This is a genomic window from Pseudanabaena biceps PCC 7429 (assembly GCF_000332215.1).
Taxonomy (GTDB): Bacteria; Cyanobacteriota; Cyanobacteriia; order Pseudanabaenales; family Pseudanabaenaceae; genus Pseudanabaena; species Pseudanabaena biceps.
This window is the reverse complement of record NZ_ALWB01000121.1, coordinates 1-15,649: the sequence shown is the minus strand read 5'-3', so window position 1 is coordinate 15,649 and position 15,649 is coordinate 1. Positions and strand designations below refer to the sequence as shown.

Annotated in this window: 15 protein-coding genes, 3 tRNA genes and 1 pseudogene; 8 read left to right on the top strand and 11 right to left on the bottom strand. The window is 42.7% G+C overall.

The window, feature by feature from the left end; genetic code table 11:
- Window positions 1-251: 251 nt before the first annotated feature.
- Together PSE7429_RS14005 and PSE7429_RS14000 are read right to left on the bottom strand one after the other, a co-directional pair.
- Window positions 252-1,102 (bottom strand): annotated as a pseudogene (locus PSE7429_RS14005) (Uma2 family endonuclease).
- An 84-nt stretch (window positions 1,103-1,186) separates the two neighbouring features.
- Entirely contained in the window at window positions 1,187-1,417 is a 231-nt protein-coding gene (locus PSE7429_RS14000) for a hypothetical protein (RefSeq protein ID WP_009627882.1), read from the bottom strand.
- Window positions 1,418-1,634: 217 nt separating this feature from the next.
- Between PSE7429_RS14000 and PSE7429_RS13995 the strand changes: the two genes are divergently transcribed.
- Window positions 1,635-3,011: an NAD(P)/FAD-dependent oxidoreductase gene (locus PSE7429_RS13995; RefSeq protein ID WP_009627881.1), complete on the top strand. Its 1,377-nt coding sequence runs from the start codon at window positions 1,635-1,637 to the stop codon at window positions 3,009-3,011.
- Between the two features lie 30 nt (window positions 3,012-3,041).
- On the opposite strand, the gene PSE7429_RS13990 is transcribed toward PSE7429_RS13995, so the two are convergent.
- The 5 genes from PSE7429_RS13990 to bioU all read right to left on the bottom strand — a co-directional run bounded on the left by PSE7429_RS13990 (window position 3,042) and on the right by bioU (window position 6,986).
- Entirely contained in the window at window positions 3,042-4,646 is a 1,605-nt protein-coding gene (locus PSE7429_RS13990) for a TROVE domain-containing protein (protein ID WP_009627880.1), read from the bottom strand.
- 65 nt (window positions 4,647-4,711) lie between these two features.
- Window positions 4,712-4,847 (bottom strand) — tRNA-OTHER (locus PSE7429_RS26115).
- A 124-nt stretch (window positions 4,848-4,971) separates the two neighbouring features.
- Window positions 4,972-5,092 (bottom strand) — tRNA-OTHER (locus PSE7429_RS26110).
- A 259-nt stretch (window positions 5,093-5,351) separates the two neighbouring features.
- Window positions 5,352-5,475 (bottom strand) — tRNA-OTHER (locus PSE7429_RS26105).
- A 530-nt stretch (window positions 5,476-6,005) separates the two neighbouring features.
- Window positions 6,006-6,986 carry a (S)-8-amino-7-oxononanoate synthase BioU gene (bioU, locus tag PSE7429_RS13980; protein ID WP_009627879.1) on the bottom strand — a complete coding sequence of 327 codons (981 nt, stop codon included), beginning with the start codon at window positions 6,984-6,986 and terminating at the stop codon, window positions 6,006-6,008.
- Between the two features lie 181 nt (window positions 6,987-7,167).
- Between bioU and PSE7429_RS13975 the strand changes: the two genes are divergently transcribed.
- A complete protein-coding gene (locus tag PSE7429_RS13975) occupies window positions 7,168-8,043 on the top strand; it encodes a tetratricopeptide repeat protein (protein ID WP_009627878.1) in 876 nt (291 codons plus the stop codon).
- Between the two features lie 237 nt (window positions 8,044-8,280).
- Here the strand turns inward: PSE7429_RS13975 and fmt are convergent, their stop codons facing one another.
- The 3 genes from fmt to tcmP all read right to left on the bottom strand — a co-directional run bounded on the left by fmt (window position 8,281) and on the right by tcmP (window position 10,960).
- Window positions 8,281-9,246, bottom strand: a complete 966-nt coding sequence (fmt, locus tag PSE7429_RS13970) for a methionyl-tRNA formyltransferase (protein ID WP_009627877.1) — start codon at window positions 9,244-9,246, stop codon at window positions 8,281-8,283.
- 33 nt (window positions 9,247-9,279) lie between these two features.
- On the bottom strand, window positions 9,280-9,894 hold the full coding sequence (locus tag PSE7429_RS13965; RefSeq protein WP_009627875.1) for a hypothetical protein: 615 nt from the start codon (window positions 9,892-9,894) through the stop codon (window positions 9,280-9,282).
- A gap of 229 nt (window positions 9,895-10,123) precedes the next feature.
- Window positions 10,124-10,960, bottom strand: coding sequence for a three-Cys-motif partner protein TcmP (gene tcmP, locus PSE7429_RS13960; RefSeq protein ID WP_009627874.1), 837 nt, complete (start codon window positions 10,958-10,960; stop codon window positions 10,124-10,126).
- 94 nt (window positions 10,961-11,054) lie between these two features.
- Between tcmP and PSE7429_RS13955 the strand changes: the two genes are divergently transcribed.
- The 5 genes from PSE7429_RS13955 (at window position 11,055) to PSE7429_RS13935 (ending at window position 13,806) form a co-directional block, all read left to right on the top strand.
- Window positions 11,055-12,119, top strand: coding sequence for an SPL family radical SAM protein (locus PSE7429_RS13955; protein ID WP_009627873.1), 1,065 nt, complete (start codon window positions 11,055-11,057; stop codon window positions 12,117-12,119).
- A 125-nt stretch (window positions 12,120-12,244) separates the two neighbouring features.
- Window positions 12,245-12,592, top strand: a complete 348-nt coding sequence (locus PSE7429_RS13950; protein ID WP_009627872.1) for a hypothetical protein — start codon at window positions 12,245-12,247, stop codon at window positions 12,590-12,592.
- The gene (locus tag PSE7429_RS13945; RefSeq protein WP_009627871.1) at window positions 12,589-13,014 is read left to right on the top strand and encodes an HNH endonuclease; all 426 of its coding nucleotides are present in this window, start codon (window positions 12,589-12,591) and stop codon (window positions 13,012-13,014) included. The genes PSE7429_RS13950 and PSE7429_RS13945 overlap by 4 nt, the downstream gene beginning before the upstream one ends.
- A gap of 131 nt (window positions 13,015-13,145) precedes the next feature.
- On the top strand, window positions 13,146-13,385 hold the full coding sequence (locus PSE7429_RS13940) for a hypothetical protein (protein ID WP_009627870.1): 240 nt from the start codon (window positions 13,146-13,148) through the stop codon (window positions 13,383-13,385).
- Complete coding sequence (locus tag PSE7429_RS13935; protein WP_009627869.1) at window positions 13,360-13,806, top strand: HNH endonuclease; 447 nt, start codon at window positions 13,360-13,362, stop codon at window positions 13,804-13,806. Before PSE7429_RS13940 ends, PSE7429_RS13935 begins: the two co-directional genes overlap by 26 nt.
- Window positions 13,807-13,868: 62 nt before the next feature.
- Here the strand turns inward: PSE7429_RS13935 and lipA are convergent, their stop codons facing one another.
- Window positions 13,869-14,744, bottom strand: coding sequence for a lipoyl synthase (gene lipA / locus PSE7429_RS13930; protein ID WP_009627868.1), 876 nt, complete (start codon window positions 14,742-14,744; stop codon window positions 13,869-13,871).
- 112 nt (window positions 14,745-14,856) lie between these two features.
- On the opposite strand from lipA, the gene PSE7429_RS13925 reads away from it, so the two are divergent.
- Window positions 14,857-15,357, top strand: a complete 501-nt coding sequence (locus PSE7429_RS13925; protein ID WP_009627867.1) for a hypothetical protein — start codon at window positions 14,857-14,859, stop codon at window positions 15,355-15,357.
- Window positions 15,358-15,649 lie beyond the last annotated feature (292 nt).

Sequence of the window (15,649 nt, the reverse complement as noted above, 5' to 3'; positions counted from 1 at the left end):
CCCAGTTCTCCATTCTCTGGGTTACTTTTTCCTGCTCTTTTTCTGATTAGCTTAATCAACTTAGTCTAAACTCCAGTGATTCACCTATTGAGCCTAATTTTTTAAAGATGCCACCAGAAAAACATCACACCCAACTTAAAAACTTGCCATGTCTCTAAGTACTCAAAATGAAAGCGCACCCCATCATGTTGTTATTATTCGCGGCGGCTTTGGGGGACTATATGCCGCCTAAAAGCTAGGCAAACCTAATATCAGATTTCATCAGGATTGATGCCAAGCGATCGCAGATAAGCGGCAAGTTTTTCTTTCTCCTGACGCTCCTGTTGCGAAATTAACTTTGCTTTCTCAGAAATCGCCTTTTTAATTATTCAGAGATATCACCGAAGCGATCGCGATACTTTTGTAATAATGCCTCGGCTTCAAGTCTAGACTGACGCTCTAGATTCGCACGTTCTTGAGCAGTGAGATATCTCTTACCTGAGCGATCGTACCAATAGACCCATTCGTGTTGCCAACCATCATAAATACCCTGCTCACAACCAATTCCTAAACCAATCTCAGGAATCCATACCATTCTCCCGCCCTCTGCTAAAAGCACCACCGCAGGCAAAAGTTGATATTTCCCATCGACTAACTTGTACACCTCTAAAGATTGATGATCTTTATACAATCGGCGACCAGACGTGGAATTGTACACCACATAATAGAGAATTCCCACCTCTGCATACTTGGCTAACTTCGTGTCGTATTCCCCATTATATTTTTTAGAAACAACTTCTAAAGCCAGAATTGGCATTACTTTTTCTTGCCAAACCACATAGCTAAAGCGTCCACATTCACCCGTTTGCTTCGGTACACCCAAAGCGAGAAACCCGTCGGGAACGATCGCCTTAGACTTGGCTGGCTCCTCAATGTTTGGCTCATAATAAACTCCCATATCCACACCCCAAAACCAATCAGAGCGATCGCTCCAAATCTCTCGCAATAGGTTTAATAAAAGATTGGGAATGTCATTTTGGAGTTCATTATCCACAGGCGTTTCATCGGAATCGGGTAGGTCTTCCGCAGTTGGCAAACGGTATTGAGAAGGTACAGTAACCATAGTTTTTTGGTACTTTACGTTGCAAATCTTAGTCTAACTGATAAGCCGTAACGATCCTATCATTCGCAGGATTATAGACAGCCATCACACTATTATGTTTTTTAACTGATCAAACGGAGTATGCCATGAAAAATAATTGGGAAGCACAAACCCAAACCCAATAAACGTAGGAACCACAAAAGGATAGTAAAAAGGCTCATCGTCCACCTCAGTACCACCAAACTGAATTACAAAATTTCCACACCAAAAATATACCCCAACCATTTGGATATCTAAGCTATAAGTTAGCGATCGCAGTTTATCTGACACATTCATAACAAGTATTTTGGGTTACTAATCTAAACTTTAGCATTTTAGATCTCGCTACAATCTCTTATAGTAACAATCTGGTTTGATGGAATATGCGTCTTGCCGTTTACGCTTACAACATATGCCAAATGTTCGAGAGCAAAAAGATATTTTTATTTACATATATAATAATTTTTTAAAGATGCCACCAGTAAAAACATCACACCTAACTTAAAAACTTGCCATGTCTCTAAGTACTCAAAATGAAAGCGCACCCCATCATGTTGTTATTATTGGCGGTGGCTTTGGGGGACTATATGCCGCCCAAAAGCTAGGCAAATCAAAGGTTCCCCTTAAAGTCACCCTCATCGACAAACGTAACTTTCACCTCTTCCAGCCCCTACTTTACCAAGTCGCCACAGGCAGCCTCTCCCCCGCCGATATCGCCTCACCATTGCGGGCAGTCCTTGCCGAAAACAAAAATACCAGCGTGGTTATGGGCGAAGTGCTAGATATTGATCCCCAAGCGCAGGTAGTTAAATTAAAAAATCACTTAGACATAAGCTATGACTCGCTGATCGTGGCAACAGGAGTTAGTCACCATTACTTTGGTAACGATCAATGGTCAGAGCAAGCCCCTGGATTAAAAACTATTGAAGATGCGATTAATATGCGTCGCCGTATCCTGAGTGCTTTTGAGGCAGCCGAAAAGACCCATGATCCTAAGTTTAAAGAAGCCTTGATGAACTTCGTGGTCATCGGTGGAGGTCCAACGGGCGTAGAACTCGCAGGAACCTTAGCCGAACTTGCCCATCGCACTCTTAGCGGTGAATTTACGAATATTGATACTAAGAAAGCGCGAATCATCTTGATAGAAGGAACCGATCGCGTATTGCCTCCATACCATGCCGATCTCTCGGCAACCGCAAAGGAATCTCTGATAAAGTTGGGAGTGGAAGTCAAGACTAGTGCGATGGTGACGAATATTGAAGATCATGTCGTCACCTTCAAATGTGGTGAGCAAGTTGAGCAAATTCAAGCGCAAACGATTCTCTGGGCGGCGGGTGTCAAGGCTTCACCGATGGGTAAAGTCTTAGGCGATCGCCTAAATGCGGAACTAGATCGCGTTGGTCGCGTAATCGTTCAGCCCGACTTATCGATCGCTAATTATCCTAATGTCTATGTGATTGGTGACTTGGCAAACTATCCCCACCAAGGCGATCGCTCACTTCCGGGGGTTGCGCCTGTGGCGATGCAGCAGGGTGAATATGTCGCGCATCATATCGAAGCGAAGGTACAAGAAAAGGAACCTACAAAATTCAAGTATTGGGATTTTGGCAGTCTTGCTGTAATTGGTCGCCATGAGGCGGTGGTGGACTTTAAGTTTATCCGTCTGAAGGGTTGGTTAGCATGGTTTATTTGGACATTTGTGCATGTTTATTATCTGATTGAATTTGATAATAAACTTCTTGTAATGGTTCAATGGGGATGGAACTATTTCACCCATCGCCGTGGCGCGAGAATTATTACTGGTAGATACTTGCAGGTATTGGAAGAAATGGAAGGAATCCGAGCAGGTGGGCTTTCCTTAGAAACAAGGGAACCAGCAGAGGTTGCCTAAAAAAAGGAGTCGCTTTGCGACTCCTTTTTTTTAGACTTCACCCATTGCTACCATTTGGATTGCACGGGGCATTGCGGGATCGAAACCTCCCATATCCCAAGAATTCGGATCTTTGGGATCGACTAACGAGAGCTTGTAGGGAGCCAAAGTCACATAGATTGCCTTCGCATTAGCATTCACCTTGCGGCGATATTCAGCCAAGGCTTCACTAGGATGACAACGACCTGCCCAAGATTCCGAATCAGTCCAGAAGCAGAACACATCCGCGTAGAACTTATTCTTGATCGCCCAATCGTAAGCCACCGAGGCATCTGTACCACCGAAGTTTTGGTTCGATGCCTTCTGCATTGCCGATGTGAAGGAATCCTTTTTAGTGATTCCCAAATCGCGGAAGTCGGTCGCAAATCCACGGATTGCATAGTTGGTTTCCGCCTTTACCGTCGCCAAAGCCATCGTTGCTGCGATTTCGCAGCAGGTCAAGCCAATGGAACTAACGGTGTAGTAAGCCATCGAGCCCGACACATCGATCGCATGGAGGAAAGTCGCACCCGTAGGCGCGATCGCATCGAAGGACATTTCTAGAGCAGTTTCCAGAATATCGACAATGCGCGGAATTGGTTGCCAAGTCTTTTGGCTACGTCCGAGCGCACCACCAGACTGATAGGTTTTGAGAGCTTTCAAAACATCAATGGGGTGAATGCGTCCCTTCTTCAGGCGATCGCGATTGTTCAACACATTGGCGACATGCTTCAAGTTATCCTTGTTCTTCGCAGTCAAAACACCGAGTTCAGTCAAGGAGCCAAGGTTACGCAACAATGCACCGATAGGCATTTCGTTAAAGAGCAACTGCCATGCACGCACATCCATCTGTCCGATGGGAGCCGCCATTTCATGGGTGAGTTTACCCTTCGCGATCGCTTCATGGGTCTTGTCAGGGTGGCGCTTTAGCCATTCATACCACCAGATTTGCGCCAGAGCATCCGATGGGATTTGCGAAGGAAGTTCATCCCAACCCTTGACCACCCATTGATAGAGCGCTTGTTGATCGTCGGTTTCAGGCTTGACGTGAAACAAACGCAACGCATCACGGTGCGAGAAGCTTTGCCGTTGTTGGTACTTCAGCAATTGGTAGGCTAGCGCCTTGGTGTCGGGATTGGAGAGCCATGCCTTACCGCTTTCACGAATGACTTTACCGAAGCCACGCATGGACTTGGTGTAGTTCATCCATTCATAGAAGTGGCTACCCGTGCGGACAACTTGGGGAAAGATTTCCATGAAGTTCCGTTTCGCCGCTTGGCTGTCACCCATCGATAGCAAGACTAGAGCCAGAATGGGAGCGCTGTTATTTACCGCCCGACCATCGCTAGCATAGAGAATTTCGCTCTTTACGCGATCGGCATCTGCGGCGACACATTTCTGTAACGTATCGATGAAATCGGCGGACAGTTCGTGTTTGCCAGCGTAGTAGGTGCTTTGAGCCGTACCAATCAGCAAGCATCGCCGCAACATGCGCCAGATACCTGCATCAAAGGCAAAGCTACCCGATCGCCCTTGGATCATTTCGGCTTCACGACCTGCGATCGCTTGAGTTTGAGGTGTACCTTTGGTTTTCTGGAATAAAAATTTATAAGACATGACATTCTCCGTCCCGTCAGGGAAAGTTAAAGAGAACTTCCTTCGCCTCGACCAAAGAGAAGGAATCGGCAGGGTAGGACTCGAACCTACAAGACCAATGGTCACCCGACCTAAGATAACCCTCTACAGTTCAGCCTTTGCAGACAAGTAATCCTATAAAGGTTATTTTTCAAGCGCGTTTACCAATTTCGCCACCTGCCGAAAATTTGAACATCTAAAAGCCAATTGCTAACAGCTAAGGGTTCTGAGATTTATTTGTGGCGCGGCTTTGCCGCGCCACAAAAAATCAGTTCTTCCTAATCGCTAACAGCTAAAGACTTTTAGGGGGGTGGAATGGGACTCGAACCCACATCTCGCGACAAAGGGGTGAGATCGTTAGAAGCGATAACCCTGAGTCTGCGTCCCTTACGGGCAAAAGTGCGTTCTACCAGTTGAACTATCCACCCCAAGATTGGAATTTTGATTTTGTGATTTGTTAAGGAAAGATGGCAACCAGCAGGCAAAACCTCTAGTTTAGGAAGGGATGGGAGTCGAACCCAATTACCTCATGGAGGTGATGCAACCAAAGCGATAACCCTCGCCAATTCGTCCCTTGAATTAACGTGTGGTGCGAAGCACCACACATTTTTATCTTGGGCAAGGAGAAGTTTCGATTGCGATCGCATAACTATCTCTCCAAAACATTACTCAAAATCAAACTCCCAATTGACGGAGAGGGACTCGAACCCCCGACACTTGGCGTTTCAGGCGATAACCCTAAATCTGCGACCTTTGCAGGTAAGTGACGAAAAAGGATGTTTTCAATGCTCTACCACTGAGCTACCCGTCAATATATCGAGTTTAAATTTTGCCTACGGCAAAATTTAAACTGAGAGTTTTATCGAATTTGAATTTTGCCGTAGGCAGAATCCAAAATGAGAGTTTTGATTTGGTAATAGATGCTACTTGCGAACAAGTAGCATCTATCTGGGGCAATAACCCTGAATGCTTCAGCCCAGATAGGCAAGTCATTGCATAAAGGAATTTTCAGCAGTTTGCGAGGCTGCATCTCCTTTCCCAATTGTGTAGCAATTACTTTAGTAGTACTTGTAACATCAATCAGGTTAGGCGTTCTACGCGCTTGAACTACGCTGCACTACATTTATACTACACGTACTACAAGAATGCAATAGCGATCGCAAATTTAATTTTTCTAAGTAGCTAGGCGCAATTAAAACCCAAAGACCTGAGGCGCACAGCGTGCGCCTCAGGTCTTTGGGTTTTAATTATGCCTAGCTACTTAGAAATGTAATACAGGCAACGTAATACAGATTTCAAAAATGGCAACGCCATTTTTGAAATCTCAAAACCTTACTAGGGTTAGCGCACGAAAGCGGGCATCACTTCGGCGGCAGTCATCAGACCGTAAATACCGCGTTGGTGGAATTGTTTGCCAGCTTTGAGGTAACCGAAGGCAGTCCCACAAACATTTGCCGCCATACTGGTTTCATCACCAAGGGTGAAGGTATGGGTGGAAATTTTGCCCTCAAAGGTGCGCCCTGTAAGCTTCATGTTGGTGCTGAGAGGCTTTTTAGGATTGCGCGTATCCACGATACCCCCGACCGTAACCCGATCGCGATCGCAGATGCCAATCCGTTCTAGCATGATGTCATCAGCATGTTCCATATTGGTCAATTCGATCAGCCCATTCGTCTTTTCGAGTAAGGCTTCTACTTCTGCATCGGACATAGCTTGGGCGATATCAACGGTATAGCCAGACATATGGGCAATATCTTCGCGGATCGTGGCTCGATAAGCATTCCAGTTTGCAATGCCAACACCAAAATTAATCTCGACTTTATGAACTTCAGCAAAGCTTTGAGCTGCGATCGCGGCGGCTGCAGTTAACAATCCTGGGGTTGCGCCACAACCAGACATGTAGGTAATCCCTGCGGCTTCGAGTTCAGGGGAAAGGGCAATCATTTGCTCCACGGCACTGGTACGCTTGATCGCATCCACGAGTACGCCCTTCCAACCTGAAGCAATAAATTGCTTGGCAACGCTTGCCATAAAGGTATTGGGTAGGTTTGGTAAAGCTAAGAAATAGCCATCAACATCCTTTGCCATAGCGATCGCTTCCGCAATGCTGTTTTGGGTCAAAATGCCCTTGTCAAGGTAGCCAAGGGAGCCTTTGCTCTGGTAAACAGAGATTGCCTCGGTTGCCTTCAGCCCTTGGTTATCGTAGGCAAAACCTTCTTTGTCGGCTGCTACGACTAGCTGCATTTCCTGCTTAGCACTAAGCAACTTTGCTGCGGCTTGACCTAACCCACCAAATCCTAAAATTCCAACTTTTAATGCCATTAAGTTTAACTTCGTTTATCTAGAGTTACTTTGCAATGATGATCTGATCCTTTAATGTGCCATATTTTGGATCATATTTTTCGGGTGCATTGACACATTAGAAATTAGAAGTATTGCTTTGCGCCGCCTATAATAACCTCTTGCAGTAAACTATCATGTAATTGGATTTAGGGTAAATATCGTGTCACAACGTACAGCAAGGCAATGGATTATTAACGGTGTTTTAATCGTGGTTACACTCTCCTTTTTAGGCGTTTCGATCGCCCCATTGATCGGTGGATTATTTGCCCCACCGACACAGCAAGCCGCTAATAACCCAGCCCAAAATACCTCAGAGCAAGAAAGGATTAAAATCCAGATTGAGGGGTTTGAAGCTGTACTCAAGAGCGATCCTAAAAATCAAACTGCGCTCATTGGGCTAGTCAATCTCAGAAATCAATTAGGAAAAACTAAGGAAACGATCGAACCTTTGCAAACATTAGCCGATACTTTTCCCGACCAGCCTGAATATCGGATGACCTTAGCGAGGACTTATATTCAACTTAAGGATCCTAAAAATGCCTCGGCGGAATACCGCAAAATTTTGACCACTAAGCCTGGATATATCCCCGCCATCCAGAGTTTAGTTAGTATCGAGTTAACCGATAAGCGTCCTGAAGCGGCGATCGGCATTCTCCAAGATACCCTCAAGACTGCGGAAACAGCCAATAAAATCCAAGCAAATACTGTAGATACGGGTTCAGTACGCTGGATCTTGGGAGAGGTTTATCGCCAACAAAATCGCATTGACGACTCGATCGCTACCTACGATCAAATGATCAAAGATAATGCTAAAGATTTTCGTCCCTATGTCGGTAAGGCGCAATTAAGGCAGGTTCAGGGTAAAGATGATGAGGCGAAAAAACTATTTGATAAAGGGCTAGAGCTTGCTCCTGCTGAGTTTAAAGATGAAGTAAAACGCCTTGCCTCCTTGACCCCAGCCAAACAACCATTTACCAATCCCGCTCAAACGCCTAGCTCCACGACAGAGCCAGAAGCTTCACCCAAGAAACCATAAGGCTTTTGCGTATAAAAAATGTCCCACCAAGTTATCTAGCTTCGACTCCGCTCACCTAACGTTGGCTGAGCGGAGTCGAAGCCACAGGCATTTTAATTAATGGCAAGTCCCTAAGTTATGCCAATTTCCAAAATGGCGTTGCCATTTTGGAAATCTCAAAACCTTACTGGTTTTGATTTTTAATCATACTGAGATACTTAGGTCAGATCTATCAGTTCAATATCTAACTGAAAGCATCTAACTGAAAGCGTCGCTATGTGTCTCTTTTTTGGCGATGGATTCCCCGATCGCCATTCTCGCACCATTGACAAAATCCCAACCCGATTGCAATTTTTTGCCCGCAGGTTGGACTTCTTTAATTAACAGCAAACCTTTGCCAGTCTGCAAGACAAAGCCTTTACCTTTACGAATTTCGGCAACTTTCCCAATATTCTCTAAATTGTCCTCACCTTCGATAACTTCCGATTTCGTAATCTTTAACCTCTGTTCGCGAAAATTTGTGTAGCAATTGGGATAGAAGGCGCGAATGCGATTATGCAATGCGATCGCCTCTTTGCTCCAATCTAGTTCCCAATCCTCGCGCCCAATCATCGGTGAATAGCAGGACAAAGCATCGTTTTGAGGTTCAGGCTTGATCGTATCTAAGCGGCGCAAAGTATCGATTAATAAATCTGCACCTAAGTTCGCCAATTTTGTACTTAAGGTATCTGTATTATCTTCAGGCAAAATTTCTAACTCCGCCTTGAGTAACATCGCACCCGTATCAATCCCAGCATCCATTTGCATGGTTGTAATACCCGTAATGCTTTCACCATTAGCGATCGCCCATTGGATTGGTGCAGCTCCGCGATATTTTGGCAGCAATGAGCCATGCACATTGATACAGCCATACTTAGGCATATTCAAAATCTTTTGCGAGAGAATCTGCCCATAGGCAACCACCACAAATACATCGGCATTAGTTGCCGCTAGTTCCTCAAGTACCTGTTTGTCTTTTTTCAGGCGATCGGGTTGCCAGATTTGGAGATCGGGATTTTTAGCGATCGCCGCAGCCTTTACAGGTGGCGGAGTAACTTGATTGCCTCGACCACGCCTAGTATCTGGTTGGGATACCACACCCACCACTTCAAAATCTGGTTCGGATAATAGTTTCACTAATGTGGGAACGGCAAAATCAGGAGTTCCAAAAAATACAACACGCATAATTATTGAGCCATAGTAAATGAGAGCATATCTTTAGACAGGATTATAATAAGATTGAAAAGGACTAGATAAAATACCAAGCAATTTACCAATTTCTTTAATAAAATAATCTTCTTGATCAATCCAAAGAGTTCTCTCTTCAAGACGTAAAAATTTCCAAATCATTCCTGTTGTCACCACACCATAAATAGGAAGTCTATTATCACTTTTAGCATTAAAGCGCTGAGCAGCTACCATTTCCGCAATACATTGTCCTAAGCCTCCTTTGATATTTTCGTTTTTGGCTTCGACAAGGGTTATCACTGGGCAGGAAATTTCATAGATTTCACTAGATGCTGTCAGAAGAAAGTCACAAAATCCATTTAAGCCAGATTCTATATCAACATTAAATTCTGTCCCAGAGAAAAAACCGACTTGTTCATGAAAGATATGGCGAATTTCTAAAAGTATAGGTGCAATTAATAGTTCTGATCGCGCTTTTTCGGTATTGATGGCATTGGCAATGGAGAGATTGCGTTTGAGGGTTTGTTGTAGATAGTCACCGATCTCTAAGGGCTGGATATCCACAAATAAATTTTCCGATTCTTTAACCGTCAAGCCAAACTTTTCCTGTACTTGTGCGATCGTCTTAAATTCACTGTATGACATTGATTGATCCTCATTTTGCGGTTTATCTTACTTCTATCTTTCGCTAATTTTGGCTTATTGCCATTGTTTGAGAAATAGATAAAAGTAAAGGATTTCTTCAAATAGTTGGTTGAGAGCTTGTTCGATTTCTTTACTAAGTAGATCTCTAACTGTCCTATAATCTTTATAAGTTTTCTAAATAGAAACACTTTGCGGCGTGCTTAGATTAGTTTGGGAAAAACAAGTCAATTCATATATCTAAACCTGGGATCTTTGGCTGCATCATCTCCTGTTTCTCTTTATTGGTATATGCAAGACTTTCTAATATTGACTGACCTTTCTGACTACTTAGATCGTAAAACTTGAGTTGTTTAACTTCTGGATATCCCATCTTTCCCTGTTTATTTTCCCAATTAGTACCAAACAGAAAACTCCACTGCTGTTTATCATCTGATTGAGCTTGTCGAATTTGCCAATGTTTTTTTGGTAACTTATAAATGTAATCCGTTAATCTTTTGTATTTATCAGAGCCGAAAGATTTAAGACAGCGCTTAACTGTGGTTGCAGAAAAATAGATGAGTATGTCTAAAGTCTGTAAATGCTTTTGAGAAAATACTTCAGTCAATTCATCAAAAGGTACAGTACCGTTTTCGTCCGAGTATAGTAATCCATACAATTTTTTGTTGCCTTTCTTATGATATTGATAAAGTGTTTCTGATATTTTTTTAATAGCCAAATGATTATCGTAAGGAAAATACTCAGCTTGACATGGAAAAATTGATATATTTTTCTTTAATGCTTCTATTACTGTTTCATTTACATCAACAAAATGACAACGAGTCTGAACCTGACGCTTTGTAGCTTCCTGCAAAAAAATTACGGGGCTGCCCTCTCCATATTCCTCTGTAATTCCAGGACCAGCGTTTAGATCAATGTAGTAATATTTATGGGATAGCCAAAAATTATTCTGATAGGTGTCAAAAATCCCTTTACAAATTCCTAAATGTACATCCACAAAATATCTAAAATGATCCTGCTTGGTAAGTGTATTTTCACTAAATCCTTGACCAGACGAATTAATTGGCATCCTATTTTTCCCTTAATAGGTGTATATTTCTAGAAATATAGCATATAGTCTAATATAGTATATTGTACGGTTTTCAAAAATCTGAGGTTTTGTTATGGATACTGTAAGAGGCACTGAAACTGTCGCTAGTCCTCTACAGGAAAGCGCACTAAGAAAAAAAGGACTATGTGACTACGTTATTAACGTTGCCTCTGGTTGTCTGCATGGCTGCACATTTTGCTATGTCCCCTCAACCCCAGTCATCAGAACCAGACAAGCGCAACTAGCCCTCAAGGGCGTTGATAACCCTCAAATGGACTGGGGGAAATATCTTTTTGTCCGTGAAGGCATTGCCGAACAACTAGAAGAAATTCTTAGTCGTAAAAGAACTTGGAAAACCACAGAATCAGGACAAGGAGTCGTCATGCTCTGTTCTGGAACTGATCCTTACCAAAACCATCAAACTGCAAAAATCACTCGGCAAGTTGTCGAAGTATTACTTAAATATGACAAACGAGTACGGATTTTGACTCGTAGTCCTCTATGGATAAACGATATAGACATTTTGCGATCAAAAAATGTAACTGTTGGCATGAGCTTACCCATGCTCGACGATGAACTCAGTCGCAAGATTGAACCCGCAGCCCCCCTACCATCTGACCGATACAAAGCCATGATGAAGGGATATGAGGCAGGTATTAAGCTTTATGTGGCGATTGCACCCACACCGCCAACAATGCAATTACAAGATTTTCAAAATTTGTTACAGCAGGTAATGAATTTTGAGCCTGAAGTCATTTTCTGGGAACCAATAAATGCTCGTGGGACAAATGGAAAGAGAATGCTCGAAGCAGGATTAGATTTTGTCCGTTCTGTAACTAATAGAGACTCTTGGGCAGATAACTTTATCCAGCAATGGCAAGATATCGAGCAAGCTGCTAACAATATAGGCTGTAAGGATCTCTTGCATATTTGGGTTGATCCAGAACTGCGAGGTTTTGTAGAAGATGATGCTCTAGATTATTGGCTGTTCAGAAAAACAGTAGAAGATTGGGATAACTACACAAGAAAGCCTAAACCATCTGAGATAAAACTATCTCATCCTGTGGCACAACAAGATCAATCAATTCGCAAACAAAATAAATCTAAGAAGGGAACCGTAAAATTAGTAGCGTCTTGACAGTAGTAGCGATCGCTTGTGTGTTAGAAGCATGGATGATTAAGGAGATCTCTGTTTGATTGAGATTAGGGGCGATCTGATAAAATGAACGCCAGAAGCTAACATTAGCAATTACTTACTTGACTATGCAAATCACCCTAGACATACCAGACGATATTGCCGCTACTGTACAAGATAACCTGCCGCAAATATTAGCTCTAGGATTGCGAGAAATAAACGCTAATCCCAATAACGGCTTTTCTGGATTAACGGAAATATTGCATTTCTTAGCCAAACTTCCATCTCCTCAAGAGGTCTTAAATTTACGTCTTGCACCAGACGCACAGCAAGAAATTGATAATCTATTAGAAAAAAATCGTACCCAAGGTTTCAACGAAAGCGATCGCCTGTTATGGCAGCATTATGAATTTATCGAACATCTAGTGCGCCTTGCCAAAACTCAAGCCCTGATTAAGCTCCAGCAGAGTCAATGAGTAAGAGTTATGTTTCCACTAAACTTAGAAAACTAGTCAGCGATCGCGCCCAAAACTGTTGTGAATATTGTCTAATTCCTGAAAGTTTAACCTTAGTTTCCCATCAAGTAGATCATGTAATTGCTGAAAAGCATGGAGGTAAAACCACAGAAGAAAATCTAGCTTTATCTTGTTCACTGTGCAATCAAGCTAAGGGTAGTGATATTGCTTCTATCGATTTAGAAACGGGCGATGTTATTAGACTTTACAATCCCAGACAAGACCAATGGCAAGAGAATTTTCAAATCGAAGAATCTAGTGGTGTAATTTATCCATTGACTGCAATTGGGCGAGTGACAATACAGTTACTAAAGATAAATCGATCAGCTTGCTTGCCATATCGACAGATGATGGCTCAAGCAAAGATATTGATGCAAAAATGATGATGTTTTTTTGGAGGGGCGATCGCTGTTTGATGTTGGTTTGTTGAGGGGCGATCGCTTGTGTGGTGAAAGTATGGATATTTTAGGCGATCGCTTATAATTGTTACTAGCAAGAGAATGGAGTTAAACAAATGATGACTCAAACAATGGTAAAGCCATCTTCGTGGATATCTACAGGAATTATTACCGCAAAAGTTCGCGATCGCTATTTATTTAAGTTCTCTGAGACATTACAAGAGCGCTTAGATAATTTGAATGAATGTCTTAAAGGAATTGGACTAAATGACCAAGAGAAAGCAGAATTAGCGGGAATTTTGGAGTTAGACCAAATTTTTACCTTGCTTAATGCCAAAATTATTAGCGAATCCTAAATTTTACATGGCAATTCCTATAGCAATAAGACTCCAAATAAGACAAAGAGCGAGTTTTTTATGTGAATATTGTCATTCTTCAGAAGAAATTAGTCCCGCAAGGTTTGAGATAGATCACATTCAACCGAGATCTATTGGAGGTTCAGATGACCTTGATAACTTAGCCCTAGCTTGCCAGCGTTGCAACTCACACCATTACAACTTTACACAAGGAAAAGATCCAGCAACATTAAACGCCGTAAATCTATTTCATCCTCGCCATCAAGTATGGAATGATCATTTTATTTGGAGTAACGATGGATATAAAATTATTGGTATTACTGAAACGGGAAGAGCAACTGTAAACCGACTAGACTTAAATGACGAAGTTCGCTGCGAAGCAAAAATTATAAGAGCGAGACAAGCATGGGTGAAAGATTGAGGCGATCGCTTTAGCAAAACATGGGGTGATATGCGATCGCCTTTAATCTCAATCAAATATCACTACATTTCCTTCGGATATAACTTCATCAAGGCTTGTACCTGCTCAGCATGATAGGAACTGCGCGTAAGCGGCGAAGAGACCACTTGCAAAAATCCCATTTCTTCACCAGCGATACGCCATGCTTCAAACTGCTCAGGTGTGACAAACTCATGCAAAGTCAAATGCTTAGCGGAAGGTTGGAGATATTGACCGATGGTGATGATGTCGCAATCTACTACTCGCAAATCGCGCATTACTTCTCTTACTTCCTCATCAGTCTCACTCATCCCTACCATAATTCCTGACTTGGTATAAACCCAAGGCGCAATTTCACGGGCGCGGCGTAAGAGTTCTAAACTGCGCTGGTAGTCTCCCTGTGGACGAACACGGCGATAAAGTCTTGGTACAGTTTCCGTATTATGATTCAGCACATGGGGACGCGCGGAAAGAATCGTTTCTAAAGCTTCCCAATTAGCACAGAGATCGGGGATGAGAAGCTCGATCGTGGTCTGTGGCATCAATTTGCGAATTTCTTCGATGCAGCGTACAAACTGCGAAGCGCCACCATCGGGCAAGTCATCACGATTAACGGAAGTCACCACGACATGCTTCAAATTCATCCGTCGTACTGCTTCTCCGAGGTTAATCGGTTCCATCGGATCGAGAGATTGGGGTTTCTTTTCAAAATCAATATCGCAGTAAGGACAGGCCCGAGTGCAAGCGGGTCCCATAATTAAAAATGTGGCAGTACCTTGGTTAAAGCATTCGCCAATATTCGGACAAGATGCTTCTTCGCACACAGTATTTAGCCCCAAGTCGCGCAGGACTTCTTTGACATTGCCAACGCGCTCCCACTGTGGGGCTTTTACTCGCAACCAATCTGGTTTGACCACCATAAATTTATCTAAATTTAACTTTTATTTATTGTTGATGCATTTTTCGTCACATTTTATATTCTAACATTACTAGATATAGCGTTTAGCAATTCGCAACTGAGGAGAATCGCATATGAAGCTAAGAATATTGACGCTTTTCTTTATTTCAGTTTTTGCTACATTCTTTGCTGCGATCGCCTTTGCTGAAAATACTGAACGGATCCCATTACCGAAACCTGCACAATCTCTCAATCAGGTACCAAGACTGTTTGAGAATAAGAATGGACTCACTAATTTTTATGAGGAGTTAGATGGCATTCCCGAAGTTGACAAATTAGGAATGAAACTACCCTATGGTCTAAATGCTAAAGATCTTATTAGGCTACTTGCCCCTAATCAGAATCCTAACCTTGCGATCGTTGTTGGCGCTAAAGCTTTTCCCTATAGGTTAAATAGCTATGTTGTCATTACTTGTTTTGCCCGAACCCAAAATGAATACGAAGGTCGAATATCATCTTTCTATCGTAATTCATGTGAAAAGGAAAATCGCAAGGCACTGGACTGTAAAAGAGGGATGAGTCACTCAAAGTATTTCTGGGCAAGCTTTTCACATTTTTGCAGTCAATTGCCATAAATCCTTGCTGGATAAGCTTTACAGCTATTTATCACTGCTTGAGCGACCAGTGCCGTTGCCGCGCTCCGTGCGGCAACACTATTTTGGGGTTTATGTCCTGATACAGTTGACGATAGTTATAAGAGCTTGCCAAGATTATTTTGCTTGCAAGTTACCGAAATATTGCTAGAAGATATTGCCAGAAATATTGAACTATAGGGCAACCGCACACGTTTATGAATAAATAACGAAACAAAGAAGGCAAAGTAAAATGACCAATATAAATTAAAAGCAAAAAAGTGCCATGTCTTCT

What these genes read in the sequence shown, in the direction of transcription:
- PSE7429_RS13965 (WP_009627875.1), bottom strand. Translation starts at nt 9,894, where the DNA reads ATGTCATACAGTGAATTTAAGACGATCGCACAAGTACAGGAAAAGTTT.
- PSE7429_RS13925 (WP_009627867.1), top strand. Translation starts at nt 14,857, where the DNA reads ATGAAGCTAAGAATATTGACGCTTTTCTTTATTTCAGTTTTTGCTACA.
- PSE7429_RS13955 (WP_009627873.1), top strand. Translation starts at nt 11,055, where the DNA reads ATGGATACTGTAAGAGGCACTGAAACTGTCGCTAGTCCTCTACAGGAA.
- fmt (WP_009627877.1), bottom strand. Translation starts at nt 9,246, where the DNA reads ATGCGTGTTGTATTTTTTGGAACTCCTGATTTTGCCGTTCCCACATTA.
- PSE7429_RS13995 (WP_009627881.1), top strand. Translation starts at nt 1,635, where the DNA reads ATGTCTCTAAGTACTCAAAATGAAAGCGCACCCCATCATGTTGTTATT.
- PSE7429_RS13935 (WP_009627869.1), top strand. Translation starts at nt 13,360, where the DNA reads ATGCCAAAATTATTAGCGAATCCTAAATTTTACATGGCAATTCCTATA.
- PSE7429_RS13950 (WP_009627872.1), top strand. Translation starts at nt 12,245, where the DNA reads ATGCAAATCACCCTAGACATACCAGACGATATTGCCGCTACTGTACAA.
- bioU (WP_009627879.1), bottom strand. Translation starts at nt 6,986, where the DNA reads ATGGCATTAAAAGTTGGAATTTTAGGATTTGGTGGGTTAGGTCAAGCC.
- PSE7429_RS13990 (WP_009627880.1), bottom strand. Translation starts at nt 4,646, where the DNA reads ATGTCTTATAAATTTTTATTCCAGAAAACCAAAGGTACACCTCAAACT.
- PSE7429_RS14000 (WP_009627882.1), bottom strand. Translation starts at nt 1,417, where the DNA reads ATGAATGTGTCAGATAAACTGCGATCGCTAACTTATAGCTTAGATATC.
- lipA (WP_009627868.1), bottom strand. Translation starts at nt 14,744, where the DNA reads ATGGTGGTCAAACCAGATTGGTTGCGAGTAAAAGCCCCACAGTGGGAG.
- tcmP (WP_009627874.1), bottom strand. Translation starts at nt 10,960, where the DNA reads ATGCCAATTAATTCGTCTGGTCAAGGATTTAGTGAAAATACACTTACC.
- PSE7429_RS13945 (WP_009627871.1), top strand. Translation starts at nt 12,589, where the DNA reads ATGAGTAAGAGTTATGTTTCCACTAAACTTAGAAAACTAGTCAGCGAT.
- PSE7429_RS13940 (WP_009627870.1), top strand. Translation starts at nt 13,146, where the DNA reads ATGATGACTCAAACAATGGTAAAGCCATCTTCGTGGATATCTACAGGA.